Source organism: Arsenicibacter rosenii, assembly GCF_001870735.1.
Lineage (GTDB): Bacteria > Bacteroidota > Bacteroidia > Cytophagales > Spirosomataceae > Arsenicibacter > Arsenicibacter rosenii.
Window position 1 is genome coordinate 85630 of record NZ_MORL01000017.1, and the last position, 16064, is coordinate 101693.

Annotated in this window: 11 protein-coding genes; 9 read left to right on the forward strand and 2 right to left on the reverse strand. The window is 53.2% G+C overall.

Annotated elements, in window-relative coordinates; all coding sequences use genetic code 11:
* Positions 1-158: 158 nt before the first annotated feature.
* From BLX24_RS22550 to BLX24_RS22570, 5 genes are all read left to right on the forward strand, one after another.
* A complete protein-coding gene (locus BLX24_RS22550; protein ID WP_229201875.1) occupies positions 159-3374 on the forward strand; it encodes a SusC/RagA family TonB-linked outer membrane protein in 3216 nt (1071 codons plus the stop codon).
* Between the two features lie 14 nt (positions 3375-3388).
* Positions 3389-5116, forward strand: coding sequence for a RagB/SusD family nutrient uptake outer membrane protein (locus tag BLX24_RS22555; protein ID WP_071505473.1), 1728 nt, complete (start codon positions 3389-3391; stop codon positions 5114-5116).
* Between the two features lie 115 nt (positions 5117-5231).
* Positions 5232-5654, forward strand: a complete 423-nt coding sequence (locus BLX24_RS22560) for a hypothetical protein (protein WP_071505474.1) — start codon at positions 5232-5234, stop codon at positions 5652-5654.
* Between the two features lie 88 nt (positions 5655-5742).
* Positions 5743-8775 (forward strand): sensor histidine kinase, encoded by a 3033-nt coding sequence (locus BLX24_RS22565; protein ID WP_071505475.1) that lies wholly within the window; start codon positions 5743-5745, stop codon positions 8773-8775.
* Positions 8776-8778: 3 nt separating this feature from the next.
* A complete protein-coding gene (locus BLX24_RS22570) occupies positions 8779-9435 on the forward strand; it encodes a response regulator (protein ID WP_071505476.1) in 657 nt (218 codons plus the stop codon).
* Positions 9436-9553: 118 nt separating this feature from the next.
* Here BLX24_RS22570 and BLX24_RS22575 read toward each other — a convergent pair whose 3' ends face one another.
* The gene (locus BLX24_RS22575; RefSeq protein ID WP_071505477.1) at positions 9554-9973 is read right to left on the reverse strand and encodes a hypothetical protein; all 420 of its coding nucleotides are present in this window, start codon (positions 9971-9973) and stop codon (positions 9554-9556) included.
* A gap of 148 nt (positions 9974-10121) precedes the next feature.
* On the opposite strand from BLX24_RS22575, the gene BLX24_RS22580 reads away from it, so the two are divergent.
* Positions 10122-12602 carry a TonB-dependent receptor domain-containing protein gene (locus tag BLX24_RS22580; RefSeq protein ID WP_177225895.1) on the forward strand — a complete coding sequence of 827 codons (2481 nt, stop codon included), beginning with the start codon at positions 10122-10124 and terminating at the stop codon, positions 12600-12602.
* Positions 12603-12678: 76 nt separating this feature from the next.
* Here BLX24_RS22580 and BLX24_RS22585 read toward each other — a convergent pair whose 3' ends face one another.
* Complete coding sequence (locus BLX24_RS22585) at positions 12679-13713, reverse strand: oxidoreductase (protein WP_071505478.1); 1035 nt, start codon at positions 13711-13713, stop codon at positions 12679-12681.
* Positions 13714-13889: 176 nt separating this feature from the next.
* Between BLX24_RS22585 and tsaE the strand changes: the two genes are divergently transcribed.
* Genes tsaE through BLX24_RS22600 form a run of 3 tightly spaced genes read left to right on the forward strand, consistent with a single transcriptional unit; the run spans position 13890 to position 15976 of the window.
* Positions 13890-14312: a tRNA (adenosine(37)-N6)-threonylcarbamoyltransferase complex ATPase subunit type 1 TsaE gene (tsaE, locus tag BLX24_RS22590; protein ID WP_071505479.1), complete on the forward strand. Its 423-nt coding sequence runs from the start codon at positions 13890-13892 to the stop codon at positions 14310-14312.
* A gap of 46 nt (positions 14313-14358) precedes the next feature.
* On the forward strand, positions 14359-15567 hold the full coding sequence (locus tag BLX24_RS22595) for an alanine dehydrogenase (RefSeq protein ID WP_071505480.1): 1209 nt from the start codon (positions 14359-14361) through the stop codon (positions 15565-15567).
* Between the two features lie 4 nt (positions 15568-15571).
* Entirely contained in the window at positions 15572-15976 is a 405-nt protein-coding gene (locus BLX24_RS22600) for a hypothetical protein (protein WP_071505481.1), read from the forward strand.
* Positions 15977-16064: the final 88 nt, after the last annotated feature.

The window sequence follows — 16064 nt, forward strand, 5'->3', positions numbered from 1 at the left end:
TTTTTACGCCTGACCGGTTAAAAAAAATATAGTTTTCTGACAGTAAATTGATCATATATGACTGCTTTTTGTCATGGTTAATAGTAAATAACCAATAAAAAATAGTCTTATTTATGAAGCGTGTTTACTTGTTAAGAACTGCCAGGCTCTCGCTGCTGATGGTTCTGAGCCTGTTTGCCCTTATAGCAGTGGCACAGGACAAAAAAATTACGGGACGTGTTGTCGATGGCAACGACAATAATCCGCTGCCCGGGGCTAATGTCGTTGTAAAAGGCACATCCATCGGAGTTGCCACGGGCAGCGACGGCCGTTTCACCCTGAACGTACCAGCCGGAAAAGACGTCCTGACGATTTCGGGCATTGGTTTTTTAGCCCAGGAGGTAACGATCGGTAACCGCACCACTATTGACGTTGTGTTATCGCCGGATGTAAAAACACTGACCGAGGTCGTGGTGACGGGCTACGGGGCACAGGCCAAAAAAGACATCACCGGTGCGGTGGCGACGGTCGATACCAAACAGCTGCTATCGGTACCGGCAACGAACGTCGGGCAGGCATTACAGGGCCGTGTGGCGGGTGTAACGGTCGGTAACGAGAACTCGCCGGGTGGCGGGGTCATGGTCCGTATCCGGGGGTTTGGTACGATCAACGATAACTCGCCGCTGTATATCATCGACGGCACACCGACAAAAGGTAACCTGAACACCCTGAACCTGAACGATATTGAATCGATGCAGGTGCTGAAAGATGCATCGGCGGCGTCCATCTACGGGTCACGGGCCGGTAATGGTGTCGTTATCATCACCACCAAAAAGGGGAAAGCCGGTAAACCGAAGTTTACGTACGATACCTACTATGGCACACAGCGTCCGGGCAAATTACTGAGCATGCTGAATACGCAGGAGTATGCACAGCTCGTCTGGGAATCGCGGACCAACTCAAAAGCGGTGGGGACCAACGGCTATCCGGTTCATTCACAGTTTGGTAACGGCGCAACCCCGGTCATTCCGGACTACATTTTCCCGAGTGGTGCTTCGGCCAGCGATCCGCGCGTGGCGCAGGATGCCAATGGCAATTACATCAACTACTCGACAAACATTGACGCGGCCGATTTCAACAAAACCAAATGGCTCATTACCAAGGCGAACAAAACGGGTACCAACTGGCTGGACGAAATCTTTGATCCGGCTCCGATTCAGAACCATCAGCTGGGTGTATCAGGCGGTAATGAAGGCGGTCGGTATGCCATGTCGCTGAACTACTTCGATCAGCAAGGGATCATGAAATACACCAACTACAAGCGGTACTCGCTCCGGGCGAATACGGAGTTCAACGTAACGAAGCGGGTACGGATCGGCGAAAATTTCCAGGCGGCTTTCGGGCAGCGGGTAAACCAGCCAAACGGCAACGGGAACGAAAGTAACCCGGTTTCGTTTGCATACCGGATTCAGCCCATTATCCCTGTTTATGACGTAGCGGGTAATTTTGCCGGTACACGTGGCGGAGACCTTGATAACGCCTTCAACCCAATGGCGGACCTGTACCGCAATAAAGACAACGTACAGAAAGAAATGCGCTTCTTCGGCAATGCCTATGCCGAGGTCGATCTGCTGAAAAACCTGGTCGCCCGCACCAGTTTCGGGATCGACTATAACCTGTTTAACTTCCGGAACTACTCCATCCGGAACATCGAAGCTGCCGAAGCCAGAGGATCAAACAGCCTGACAACCAACAATAACTATGAGTGGACATGGACGTGGTATAATACGCTGACGTACAATTTCAACCTGGGTGAAAATCACCGCTTCAACATTATCGCGGGGACCGAGGCCATCAAAAACTATTTTGAGTTCTTCGATGCCAGCCGGACCAACTTCGCCGTTGACGATATCGAAAACCGCTACCTGAGTGCCGGTACGGGTGTGCAGACCAACAATGGCGGGGCTTCTAACTGGCGTCTGGCGTCTGAGTTTGCGAAACTGAACTACGCGCTCGGTGATAAGTACCTGCTCGACGTTACAGTGCGCCGTGACCGGTCGTCGCGCTTCGCGAAAGAATACCGCTCGGCGTTCTTCCCGGCCGTGAGTGCGGGCTGGCGTCTGTCAAAAGAAGCGTTCCTGCAACCAATGACCTGGATCAATGACCTGAAACTTCGGGTTGGTTACGGGCAAACAGGTAACCAGGAAATCGGTAACTATAACCCGTATACCCAGTTCAGTACCAACCCGATTACGTCATTCTACGACATTAACGGGTCACGGACATCAGCAACCCCGGGTTATGAGCTGACGCAGTTTGGTAACGCAAAGGCAAAATGGGAGACCACTACCAGTACTAACATTGGTCTCGACGGCTCATTCCTGAACAACAAGCTCAATGTGACATTAGACTGGTATACCCGGAAAACAAGCGATATGTTATTCCCGGTACAGGCTCCCCTGACGCAGGGCGTGGCCACGACTCCTTTCCAGAATATCGGGGCCATGACCAACAAAGGGGTCGACCTGATGCTGGGCTACAGCGGCAAAACAGGGGTAAAAGACCTGACCTACGATGTTAATTTTAACTTCGGCACGTACCGTAATGAGGTTACCAAAACTACCGGAGATCCTAAAACGCAGTACTTCGGTATCAACGACGAACGGATTCAGAACTTTGTCGTGACGCAGCAGGGTTATCCGATTTCATCGTTCTTTGGATATACCATCGACGGGATTTTCCAGAGTGATGAAGAAGCCAAACAACACCCTGTGCAGTTTGGCAATGCCGCCAGCGAAAATAAAGCCGGCCGTTTCAAATTCCGCGACGTCAACGGCGATGGGGTGATCAACACCGGTGACTTGTCAATTATCGGCAACCCGCACCCTGATTTTACGTATGGTCTGAACCTGAGTGTGAACTATAAAAACTTTGGGTTTACGTTCTTCGGGCAAGGCATACAGGGTAACCAGATTTTTAACTATACGAAATACTGGACAGATTTTCCGACGTTCGGCGGCAACCGCAGTACCCGGATGCTGTATCAGTCGTGGCGCCCGGGTAAAACCGACGCTGTTCTGCCACAGTTGGTGTCATCGGATCAGGTGAGTATTCAGCCATCGACCTACTATCTGGAGGATGGATCGTATTTCCGCTTCAAAAACATCCAGCTGACCTACCGCATTCCGGTTGCCTTGTTGTCGAAACTGGGGCTGAGCCAGGCATCAGTCTATGTGCAGGGCCAAAACCTGGCGACGTTTACCAAGTATTCCGGTATGGATCCTGAGGTGAACCTGCGTAGCTATTCAGCCGGAAACGACCGTCAGATCGGTGTCGACGGCGGTATGTACCCGGTTGCCAAAACGTACCTGGTTGGTTTAAACCTAAGCTTCTAATCTGACATCAATCCATGAAAAAGATAACCGTATCTCTTCTTCTGCTCAGCGGGGTTTTCGCTACGTCCTGCTCCGATAAATTTCTTGACGTACAACCCAAAGCCGCTTTGTCGTCGACGGCGCTGCAAAATAAGGCGGGGGTAAATGCCTTGCTGATCGGTGCGTATGCCCTGCTGGATGGCTGGGCCACGCCCGAAGGAGCATACCGTTCCTATCAGGTGGGAGCCGATAACTGGGTATATGGCAGTGTGGCATCTGATGATGCCTACAAGGGCACCATTGCCGGTGACCAGCCACCAATTTCGCTCATCGAACAGGGCAATATCCAGTCGGACAACATTTATTTCCGTGGCAAATGGCGGGGGATGTACGATGGAATTGCCCGGACAAACGACGTATTGCAGGTACTCGCTCTGGCCAAAGACCTGACCGATGCCGAGGCGAAACAGGTCATTGCCGAGGCCCGTTTCCTGCGCGGCCACTACCACTTTGAGCTCAAAAAGATGTATAACAATGTGGTGTACATCGACGAGAAAACGTACGATCCGAATAACCTCGAAAGCACAAAGCTGCCCAATACCACGGATATATGGCCAAAAATTGTGGATGATCTGAAGGCAGCCTATGATGTGCTGCCGGCGAAACAAACGCAGGTTGGCCGGCCGACAAAGTGGGCGGCCGCAGCTGATCTGGCCAAGGCGTATCTGTACCAGAAAAAATATGCCGAAGCCAAAACGCTTCTGGAAGCCATTGTGGCCAGTAACCAGTACAAGCTGATGGATCGTTACCACGATAACTTCAAAGCCACGACAAACAACAATACCGAATCAATTTTTGAGATTCAGTATTCGGTAAACGACGGGGCGTCGGGTGGCGAAAACGGAAATGCCGGATCAACCCTCAACTACCCATATGGTGGAGGTGGCGTAACGACCTGCTGCGGTTTCTTCCAGCCATCACAGAACCTCGTAAATGCCTTCAAAACCGATGCCAATGGGCTGCCGCTACCGGATACGTTCAACGCCGATGACGTGAAGAACGATCAGGGTATTGAGTCGACGGCCGCCTTTACGCCGGAAACCCGCACTCTCGACCCGCGCCTCGACTGGACGGTTGGCCGTCGTGGTATCCCGTATCTGGACTGGGGCGTACACCCGGGCAAGGCCTATGTGCGTGATCAGGCGTATGGCGGACCCTATTCGCCGAAGAAGCACGTCATGTATCGTTCAGATGTGGGTACCAACACCTTTGCCGGTAACCCGCGGCTGAACGCCAATAACTATCGCCTGATCCGTTACTCACACGTACTGCTGTGGCTGGCCGAAATTGAGGTAGAAATCGGGGACCTGGAAAAAGCCAGAGGGTATGTAAACCAGATTCGCCGTCGTGCTGCCAATCCGGATGGCTGGGTGAAAAACGCAGACGGGACACCGGCCGCCAACTACCTCATTAAGGAGTATACGGCCGCCTGGACCGATAAGGCGGCAGCCCGCAAGGCCGTTCAGTTTGAGCAGCGTCTGGAGTTTGCGATGGAAGGGCACCGCCGGTTCGACCTGGTTCGCTGGGGCATTGCCGATCAGGTATTAAACACCTACTATTCGGCCGAAGCCAAAAAACGGTCATATCTGAACGGTGTGCAGTTTGTAAAAGGCAAACACGAATACTTCCCGATTCCGTTGCAGGAAATTCTGAACAGCCAGAAAGACGGTAAACCGACACTGACGCAGAATCCGGGGTATTAATCGCTGATGTCTTATGCAGTAGTGGTGGCACGACTCAAAGTCGTGCCACCACTTTTTTTGCCCAAATCCAACGATTCGCCCCTGATTCGGGTCATACAGGAAATAGGAAATACCAATGAACAACAAACTATACCTGTTATTGGCTGTATGCATTTTTTCGGGAGCCTGTTCTGATAAAGCGCTGGAATCAATGGCAACGCCCGCCGGTTTAACAGGGACCTGGATCGAAAAAACAAACCGGAAAGATACACTCGTCTTCAATCAGGCTATTGCTGCGGGGCTAACCGAAGGCAATCTGCTGGTAAAACGGGGAAAAGAACTGACGGCAGAAGGATACCTGCTGCCGAAAATCGGTAGCGGATTGTATACCTACTACATTAAGGACGACGAAATTTACCTGCTCAACATGCTTTCGTCTTCGTCGGTTTACACCAGTTATCCCATCGGTCAGTCACAGGGTGAGCTGAAGGTGGGTAACTTTTTTGAGCTGGGGTTTAACAAGCCTCACACGGCCATCCGGACGTTTGTGCGTCTGTAAAGACCGGTTTCACATCTTTATGCGAGGCCGTTGGGTTGTCTTCCTCTGAAAGGATTGCCACCTTTGCTTTTATGATTGCAGAAACGTCATGAAAGACATGCGGATTGGTTTGGTCGGGGTATTCATCGGCTGGCTGCTGATATGGCCGGGGCGGCTCCACGCCCAATGGACCGATGTATCGTTTGAACACTATACCACCGACGAGGGCCTGTCAAGCAATTACATCACGGCGCTGCTGAAAGACCGGCGCGGATTTCTCTGGATCGGTACCAGTAATGGCCTCAACCGGTTCGACGGACTACATTTTAAGGCGTATAAACGAACGCATAGCTATTACCGGAAAGATAAAGACGGATTGCTGGGTAATTATGTGGTAAACCACGGGCTAACCGAAGCGCCGGATGGCTTCCTGTGGGTATCAACCAACCGCGGACTCTACCGGTTTGATCCGGTTCGGGAGCGGTTTCAGGTTATTCCGATGCCGTCGCTCAGCGATCAGCTGGCGGATAATGACTTCGTATCGCCGCTTGCCATTGATCGGCAAGGAGATGGCTGGTTCTCGACGAAAGAACAGCTATACCGCATCGATCTGAAAACCCTGGCACTGACCGCCTTTCCCGTGCCGTTTGTGGAGCCGAACAGTTATGCCGATCCGTTTTTTGACCAGTCGGGTCACTTCTGGGTGCAACACGAAGGGGCACTCTACCGCTTCAATCCCCATACCCGGCAATACACCCATATCATCGGAAATGACAGGAACCATCCCGATCAGCAGGTATGGGTATCGACCCTGTACCAGACACCTCAGCAAACGCTTTTTGTACTGTTCTACAACCGTGGGCCGATGGCTTACGATCCGGTGACAGACCGGTTATTGCCCTTGCCCGGAACCGATGCCGGTGCGCTGAGTATGACCGCTGATCAGCAGCCGGGCGGTGAACCGTTTTTCTGGCTGGGGGATACACGTCGCGGGCTGGTCGTTTACGTACCGTCGCAGCAAAAAACGCTGCCGGTGCGGTCGCAGACACAGGACCCGATGAGCCATAACGGCGGCGTGGTAGGCTGCTTATACCGTGATCCGAAGTCGGGTATTGTCTGGATCGGGACCAACAAAGGGCTGGAAAAGGTCGATCCGTTTGCCATTAAATTCAGGCGGGAACTGCTCCGTAGCCGGACACCCGTTAACACAACCGGTGATTTTATTCCTGTCGTACAGCAAGACAACCGGCAAGATGACCGATACTGGCTCCTCGTCCGCGAAAAAGGACTGTATGTCTGGCAGCGGGGCAAAGACGAACCGCACCTGGTACCGTTTCCGGAAGAACCGGCTGAACGGGATGTCCGCGGACTGACGCAGGACCACGATGGCAACGTCTGGATCGGGACGAACAATGGCGTGTTTATCTACAATCCGTCCCGGAAAAGCTGGCGTTCAGCCCTGAAAGGGCATTTTATTCAGACGCTCTGCCTCGACGACAAAGGCCGTGTCTGGATTGGTGCCGGTAAGGGAAGGCTCTTTTATGCCGATCCGTTGACAGACCGGATTGAGCCCCGGGCACTGTTGTGGCCCAACGAGGAGCCTATTAATTTCGGCAGTATGCTGGCCGACCGGCAGCACCGTATCTGGATACACACGTTTGAGGGGCTTTTTCTGTTCGATCCCGACCGCAACATGCTGCGGAAGCTCAGGCTGAAAACCGCCCGTCCGGTTATTCAGACGTCGGATCGCTTACAGAGCAGCTTTCATGTTGACCGTCAGGGACGTATCTGGCAGTCGGGCATTGGCTTTGTTGTCTGTGCGGATAGCAACGGCCATGTGCTTTCGACGTACTTACTCGAAAATGGGCTGTTGGCTGACCACGTGTTCGGCATCCAGGACGATAACCGGGGACATATCTGGATGATGACGGACAACATGCTGCATGAACTGGACCCCGCCACCGGCCGTTTCCGGTATTACGACAAGGGAAACGGCTTGATTGAAAAAGCTGTATTTATGCCGTCAGCGATTACAGTTAACCGGCAGGGTGAGTTATTTTTTGGCTTCCAGGGGGCTTTTAACTATGTGCACCCCGACCGGTTACGCCGGAATAGCCTGCCGCCTCCGGTGGTCGTTACCGGGGTCAGGGTGAACAACCAGCGCCGGATCTGGCATCCCGGCGAAACGCTGGCCCTGCATCCCGGCGAAACAACCCTGACCGTTGAATTCGCAGCCCTGAACTTCAGCCGGGCCCAGCACAATCGCTATACCTATCAGCTCACAGGCTTCGACCGGAAACCCGTTGATACCGACAATCAGCAGGCGACGTACACCAATCTGGCTCCCGGTCATTATGCGCTGGTGATCAAGGCCGCTAACAACGACGGCGTCTGGAACACAACCGGTCTTACGATACCGGTTGAGGTTATCCCGGCTTATTACCAGACGTGGTGGTTTACCCTGTTGATTATCGCGCTGCTGGCGGGAGCAGGCTATCTGGCGTACCGGTACCGCTCGCAGCAGAAAGCCCGTATCGAAGCCATCCGGAACCGGATAGCCAAGGATTTACACGATGATATGGGGTCAACGTTAAGCAGTATCCGGATCTTCAGTGATGTGTTGCAGTTACAACTGACCGGGTCTGCCCCTGAGGCTATACCGGTTTTACAACGTATCAGCCAGAGTGCTACCAGTTTGTCGGAGTCGATGCAGGACATTATCTGGACGATACGGACCCATCAGGATACGCTGGATGACGTGGTGATCCGGATGCGGGAGTTTGGGTTGAAAATGGCCGAAGCCAGAGACATTGCCTTCCGGATGGACGTTATGGAAAGCTTTCAGCCGCTGAAACCCGACATGGCACAGCGTCGTAACCTGTACCTGATTTTTAAGGAAAGTATCAACAATGCCATTAAATATGCCCAATGCACGGCCATCAACGTTGATCTGCGGGTCATCCACGGGCAGCTGCAACTGACGATTCAGGACAACGGACAGGGCTTTGACCCGGCAACCGTCCGTGAAGGAAACGGGTTGCAGAACCTCCGGCAACGAGCCCTCGAAATCAACGGTACGCTATCGATTGAGTCAGTGCGGGGGCAGGGAACAACCATTCGGCTAATGGCAAAAACCGGATAGTGTATGACACCACCGATCACCATTGTGTATTACGAAGATAACCGCGAACTCCGCGAAGGGATCTCGTTTCTGATTCAGGCGACCCCCGGGCTGATGTTGCTCGGGGCATTCCCGAATTGTCAGCACGTGCAGGACGACCTGTGCGATCTACAGCCTGATGTGGCCTTGATGGACATTGATCTGCCGGGGCTGAGTGGAATTGATGCCGTTCCGCTCGTTAAGGCAACCTCACCCAAGACGCAGATCCTGATGTTGACGGTCTTCGACGATGAGGATAAGATTTTCCGCGCCATCCGGAACGGCGCGAGCGGGTACCTTCTGAAACACACTGCACCGGCCGACATTATTGCTGCCATCTTCGACCTGCATCGGGGCGGCTCACCCATGACCGCCAGTATTGCCCGCAAAGTGCTGCTGCATTTTCAGCAACCACCATCGCTGCCCATGACGGCTGCACAGCCGGATGATTACCGCTTGTCGGCCCGGGAGCTGGACATTATCAAGGGGTTGGTGGCAGGGTACAGCTACAAACTCATTGCCGGCGAGCTGCATATCAGCATTGATACCGTCCGGTCGCATATCCGGAGTGTATACGATAAGCTACAGGTCAACTCCAAAACCGAAGCCATCCTGAAAGCCATGCGGGAGGGGTTGGTGTGAGGGGAGGGGAATGGATAATGTAAAATGGTTAATGAGGGATGGATAATGGTTAACGGACAGTAAGTTGCCGGATGGGCATTATACATTGTTCATTAACCATTATCCATTACTTTCTCTGTTACAGTTTTACAACCTTAAAAACGGCTTCGGCTTTAGGGTTGGGATCGGTTGTGGCCGGGTAAGGGGTCACGTCTACAAGCGTGACCTGATACCGGTCTGAGCCTAAGGTCAGGGTATCGACACTACCTTTGGTGGTGCGGCAGTCACCCACACACAGCGTATCTTTTTTGCTGACGGTGCTGCTGCTCAGGGTAAAGCCTACCCGGGCATTGCCGGCCCAGACACACTGCACATTCTTCGGACAACGGCTGTCTGAAATGCTGTCGGCTTTGATCGTAATATCCTGACCGATACGGGCTGCTCCCTTGTTGCCAATCGAGACGGTTCCCGCCGGTAAGGCATTCTCTTCGTTTTTCTGGCACCCTGCCGCCAGCGCGCCGCCAATCAACAGGGCGGCAATAAGTTTACTGTTCAACATTGAGGTAATAAATTGTTGTTCGTCAGTATGACCCGCTGTCGTTGTTCACGGTTGGAATGTTGACCAAAAAAACGGCAGATTCACATTTTCATGCGATTGATGGATGTTGCCGGATCCCCCAACTTTGTGGCAGCAAACAACAACTACCATGAACGCATACGGTAAACAACAAATACGCTTTTCACCGGTTCTGAGCCTGTGGATTAGCCTGGCGCTGACCCTGTTATTATCCCACATGCTTTATGCCCGGCAACCGGCTAAAACGGTCACCGGACAGGTGCAGGATGCAACCGGCAAGCCCCTCGAATTGGCTACGGTACGTTTACAACGGGCGGCCGACTCAACACTGGTAAAAGGCGCGATAACGGATGCTGCCGGTAAGTACCTTATCGAACAGGTTGCCGACGGCACTTACCGTGTGGTGGTTACGCAGGTCGGGTACAGGCGGGCCGTTTCGGCCGTCTTTACGTTGACGGCCGGTGAGGGGGGGGCTGTGCCGGTGCTGGTAATGGCCGAAGATACCCGGATGCTGACCGAGGTGAAAGTGGCCGCCAAAAAGCCGTTTATTGAGCAACTGCCCGATAAAACGGTTATCAACGTAGAAAACAGCATTACCTCGGCGGGGGGCACGGCGCTCGAAGTACTGGAGAAATCGCCGGGGGTGGTGTATGATTCTCAGAACGATCAGCTCAAGCTGAAAGGCCGCGACGGTGTGCTGGTGATGATCGACGGCAAACCCACCTACCTGTCGGCCGCCGATGTGATGAACCTGCTGCGCAACACCCCCGCCAACAGTGTGCAGAGTATTGAACTGATTACGAAGCCGTCTGCCAAATACGATGCCGCCGGTAACTCAGGCATCATCAACATCCGTCTGAAACGCAACAATACCACCAACGGAACCAACGGAAGCCTTCTGCTGGGGGCAGGCTATGGCCGCTTCGGCAAAGGGTCGGCCGGCTTAACCCTCAACCACCGGAATGGTCCATGGAGCCTGTTCGGGAATTATAACTACGACTACCGGAAAACGTACAGCTCGGTGGATGCGCTGCGCGAGTTCGGGACGGGAGACCACCGGCAGACAGTCCGCAACCTCGGCTACCGGCCCGGCCAATCGAATAACCAGACCGTAAAAGCCGGTATTGATTTTTCCCCTTCGAAACAAACGACTCTCGGGCTGATGCTGAACGGTCAGTTTAACGCCAACCGGGCACAGATCGATAACCAGAATCTGGTTTATAATAATGCCATGGTGCAGCAAAGTCTGGTGACGCTTGTTAACGCTTCTACCCGGAAAATGGGCCGGATGGCGGTGAACGCCAACGTCCGGCATAGCTTCGATCAGCCAGACCGCGAAGGGGGACCCAGAGAGTTGACGTTCGATGCCGATTACTCGCAGGTTGCGATCAGCCCGACCGACAACATGACGACCCGGCGTTTCCGGACCAACGGGGATGAAACCGGTACGGCGCTGCTGCAGCGTAATATCCCGCCTTCGGAGGTTGTGATTCGGGCGGCTAAGCTGGATTATGTCCATCCGTTCGGCAAAACGGGTAAACTGGAGGCGGGCTGGAAAAGCAGCTATGTAACGTCGGATAACGACGTCCTGTTTGAAACCCTGACCGACGGCAAATGGGTGCCGGATGCGGCCCGGACCAATCATTTCGTATACGACGAGACCATCCATGCCGCCTACATCAACGGCAGCCGCGACTGGAAAAAGTGGGGCCTGCAGGCCGGTTTACGTATGGAGCATACGCAGTCGAAGGGGAATTCCATTACGATGAATAAGGTGGTGGAGCGGACGTATACCAACCTGTTTCCGAGCCTGTTCCTCACCCGCTCGCTGAACGAAAACAACCAGCTGCGTTTTGCGTACAGCCGGCGAATCGACCGGCCGAATTACCTTACCCTGAACCCGTTCGTGTATGTCATGGACCCCTATACCTACAACGAAGGAAACCCGTTTCTGCGGCCCCAGTACACCAACGCTTTTGACGTGGGCTATACCTACAAACAGGAAGCCAGCATAACGCTGAGCTACAACCGCACCAGCGATGTAATCAGTCAGGTAAACGAACAGGTGGGCGAAGTACTCAAACAAACCACCATCAACCTGAGTGTTCTGAACAATTATAACCTGAGTATCAGCTTTCCGCTGACCATTACAAAGTGGTGGAACATGCGTCAGTCGGCCGACGTGTTTGTCAATCAGTATAACGCGGTGTATCTCGGTAAACCGCTAAACAACAAAGGCATCGCGGCCAACCTGAATATGAGTCACAACCTGATGTTGCCGCACGGCATCACGGCTGAAGTTGTTGCGTTTTACCGGTCACCGTTCATCGACGGCATGTTTCAGGGGAAAGGCACCGGTCAGCTCTCGGTTGGGTTGCAGAAAAGCTTTTGGGAAAAGAAAGCCAGCCTGAAGCTTAACGTCAGCGATGTACTGAAAACGGGGCAGTTCGGGGGCTATGTCAACAATCCGGACGTGTACATCCGCTTTACGAGCCGCTGGGAGACGCGGGTGGCGCGGCTGACATTTACCTATAACCTCGGCAAACGTGATCTGAAAGGTATCCGTCAGCGCCGGACCAGCCTGGAAGACGAGCAGCGCCGGGTGAATTAGCAAGAGCAGGGCGGAGGTGACACCGCCCTGCTCTTTTCTATGAGACTATGTAGGTAAAAGTCTGATGAACAGTGTGTTAATCAAATGCTAGTACCCGCCCTTCCTGACTGCTTTGGCGCGCCAGCTCCATAATCCGGATGACGGCGTAAATCTGCTCCGGACGAACTTCGGCCGGTTGCTCCCCGCGGATCGCGGCCGCCAGGTTGTTGTAGAATGTGTGGTAGTTGCCCGCTACACTCTCAATCGTTTCCCTACCCGCTTCTGTCGTCAGTGTGCCGTATTGGCTGGCCGGTTCGTGGCCCCAGTCCGGCGTATCGGGCAGAATATCCTTTCGCTGTGTTTCTTCCTGAATATCCAGCCCCGACTTCACAAACGACCCTGCCGAGCCGTGGATAATGTAGCGCAGGTGGTTTTCGGGCGCCATCATGTTTGACTTCACGATTACCCGTTTGTCGGGATAGAACAGCCGGATTTCAAAATAATCGTCGTTGGTGCTGCCCTGACGGATCATACGGATGTCGCCGGAAACCGCTTCGGGAAGGCCGAACAGCACAATGGCCTGGTCGAGCAGGTGCGGACCGAGGTTGTAGAGGTTGCCGCCGCCATCCGGTTCATGTTCTTTCCATGAATCCAGGACTACCGGCCGGTACCGGTCAAAATGTCCTTCATATTCGTTAATTTCACCCAGCTTTCCGCTCGCCAGTACCTGCCGGATCGTCAGGAAATCGGCATCGTAGCGGCGGTTCTGGTACGGAATGGCCACGAGCCCTTTGGCCTGAGCGAGGTCGAGCAGTTCGCGGGCCTGGGCGCTGGTGTTTGTAAACGGCTTTTCGATCAGTACGTGTTTGCCGGCTTCGAGCGCCGCTTTGGCGTATGAAAAGTGCGTATCGTTCGGCGACCCGACAATCACCAGATCAATGTCGGGATCACTGTACAACGCTTCGTGGCTCCGCACCGTAACAATCGACGGGTCAAACAACTGCGCGTCGTTGCGGTGACGTTCAACCACCTTCGTCAGGGTAAAATTAGGGTTTGTATGCAGAAACGGCGCATGGAAATAACGGCCCGAAAGACCAAAACCAATCAGGCCGACAGTAATGGGAGAAGGCATAGCAATCGCGTTCTTGGTAAAAAATCACTTAGTAAAGGCCGAAACTAAGCACTCTTTACCCGTCATCCAACCGGTAGTTTGCATTTCGGGGCCTGCCTGTTTACTTACGGGCCGATGAGGCGATTTCGGCGCAACTTCATTACTTACCTGTCCCGTCTTTTGGTTATCTTTGTCACATGACATTGCACATGGATCAATTGGCGGATCTTGATCAGGTAGCGCGCCATCTACTCGACGAAGGGAGAGACCGGCCGGTCTGGTTGTTTGAAGGCGAAATGGGTGCCGGTAAAACAACGCTGATTAAGGCCCTCTGCCGGGCATTGGGTGTCGTGAGCGTGGTGCAGAGCCCGACTTTCGGGATTGTCAATGAATACACGACGCAACAGGCCGAATCCGTATATCATTTTGACTGCTACCGGCTGCGCAATGAGGCTGAAGCGCTCGATATCGGTATCGAAGAATACTTTTACTCGGGCGATTACTGCTTTGTTGAATGGCCGGAGCGCATCACATCGATCTGGCCAGCGAGTTATTACCAGGTCAGCATTGTCGCCGATGCTACCGGAAAAAGAACAGTAGAAACACAAAAAGTCGGTTAGCCTGCCAACTAAGGTGTTGGCTTCCCCCTTATAAACTTCATTAAAAGTGACCGGATTCGAGGAACTTGCCAAGCAAACGGCGCTGTATCCACAGGAGGCACCCGTCGCCCTGAAAACAAGCAAAAACAGCTTATTGATCGGGCTTCCGAAAGAGGTGGCCATGCAGGAAAACCGGATTGCCCTGACACCCGAGGCGGTGGCAATTCTGGTACGTAACGGCCATGAGGTTATTGTCGAAAAAGGCGCGGGAGAAGGCGCTAAGTTTACCGATACCGAATACAGCGAAGCCGGTGCCCTGATTGCACCGTCGGCGAAGGAGGTCTACGAGGCCAACCTGATTCTGAAGATCGAACCGCTGATCGATGAGGAGTTTTCACTCATTAAATCAGGCAGCACGCTGATTTCGGCCCTGAACCTGCCGGCACACGACCGGCGCTATTTCGAGCGGCTGAACGAGTGTAACATCACGGGCCTGGGCTATGAGTACATCGAAGACCGGGGCGGCGGCCTGCCGATTATCCGGTCAATGTCCGAAATTGCCGGCAGTACGGTGATGCTTATCGCCAGTGAGTACCTCAACAGCGCCAATGGCCGGGGCATTATCCTGGGCGGTATTACGGGTATTCCGCCAACAAAAGTTGTGATTCTGGGCGCCGGAACCGTGGCCGAATATGCCGCCCGTACGGCCATAGGGCTGGGGGCCGAAATTAAGGTATTCGACAAGTACCTGTACAAGTTGCAGCGCTTCAAATATTCGATTGGCCAGCATATTTACACGGCCATTATCGATTCGGATACGCTGACCGAAGCCATTCAGCGGGCCGATGTTGTCATTGGCTCCATGCGGTCGGAAGAGGGCATGAGCCCGGTAGTGGTCACGGAAGAAATGGTGGCACAGATGAAGCCCGATTCGGTCATCATCGACGTAGCGATTGATCAGGGCGGTAACTTCGAAACGTCGCGTATGAGTACCCACAAGCACCCGATTTACCGGCAACACGGTGTGATTCATTACTGCGTACCCAACATTGCCTCACGGGTAGCTCATACCGCCAGCATGGCCCTGAGCAATGTGTTTCTGCCTTTTCTGCTCCAGACCGGCACCATTGGCGGCATCGAAGAAATGATGTATGCGAACCGTTGGTTTATGAAAGGTGTTTACAGTCATAAAGGCACCCTGACGAATGCCTACATTGCTAAGAAATTCAACATGCGGTATAAGGATCTTGAATTGCTGTTAGCCGCTCGTTTTTAACATCATGATTCATCACAGTAACGAAAATACCTTACTCGACGATGCCAACTCGCCTGACCTCAACAAACGGCTGATGGGTGAGGTGTCGGCCGATTTTGTGCTGGTGGCCGATCACCTCAAAGAAGCGTCGTATCAGATACGTAAACGCGGTTTTTCGGACTTTCCGATTTTTACGGCCTCCCGCCGTGACGTCGAACTGGGTCAATTGCTGTTCCGCAGCGGGGATTTAGGCAATGACTGGAATTATAAAGCCACCCTGATCGATGAGTTTGTGCAACGCAAACTCATTGGTGCTGAATCGATTGATCTGTTTAAGGAAAACTACAAAAATCCGGATGAATATGCCTGCCTGTTTGTGGTACAGGGCGAATTTGCCGGGTTTATCTACGTTCCTTATCCGGAAGATTAGCCGTATCGTGGTAAACCTGTAACAGACGCTTTTGCAAGTAGTCTGTTTGCATACAAATAGTTGCGAAAAGTCAGAGAGCCAGACCATT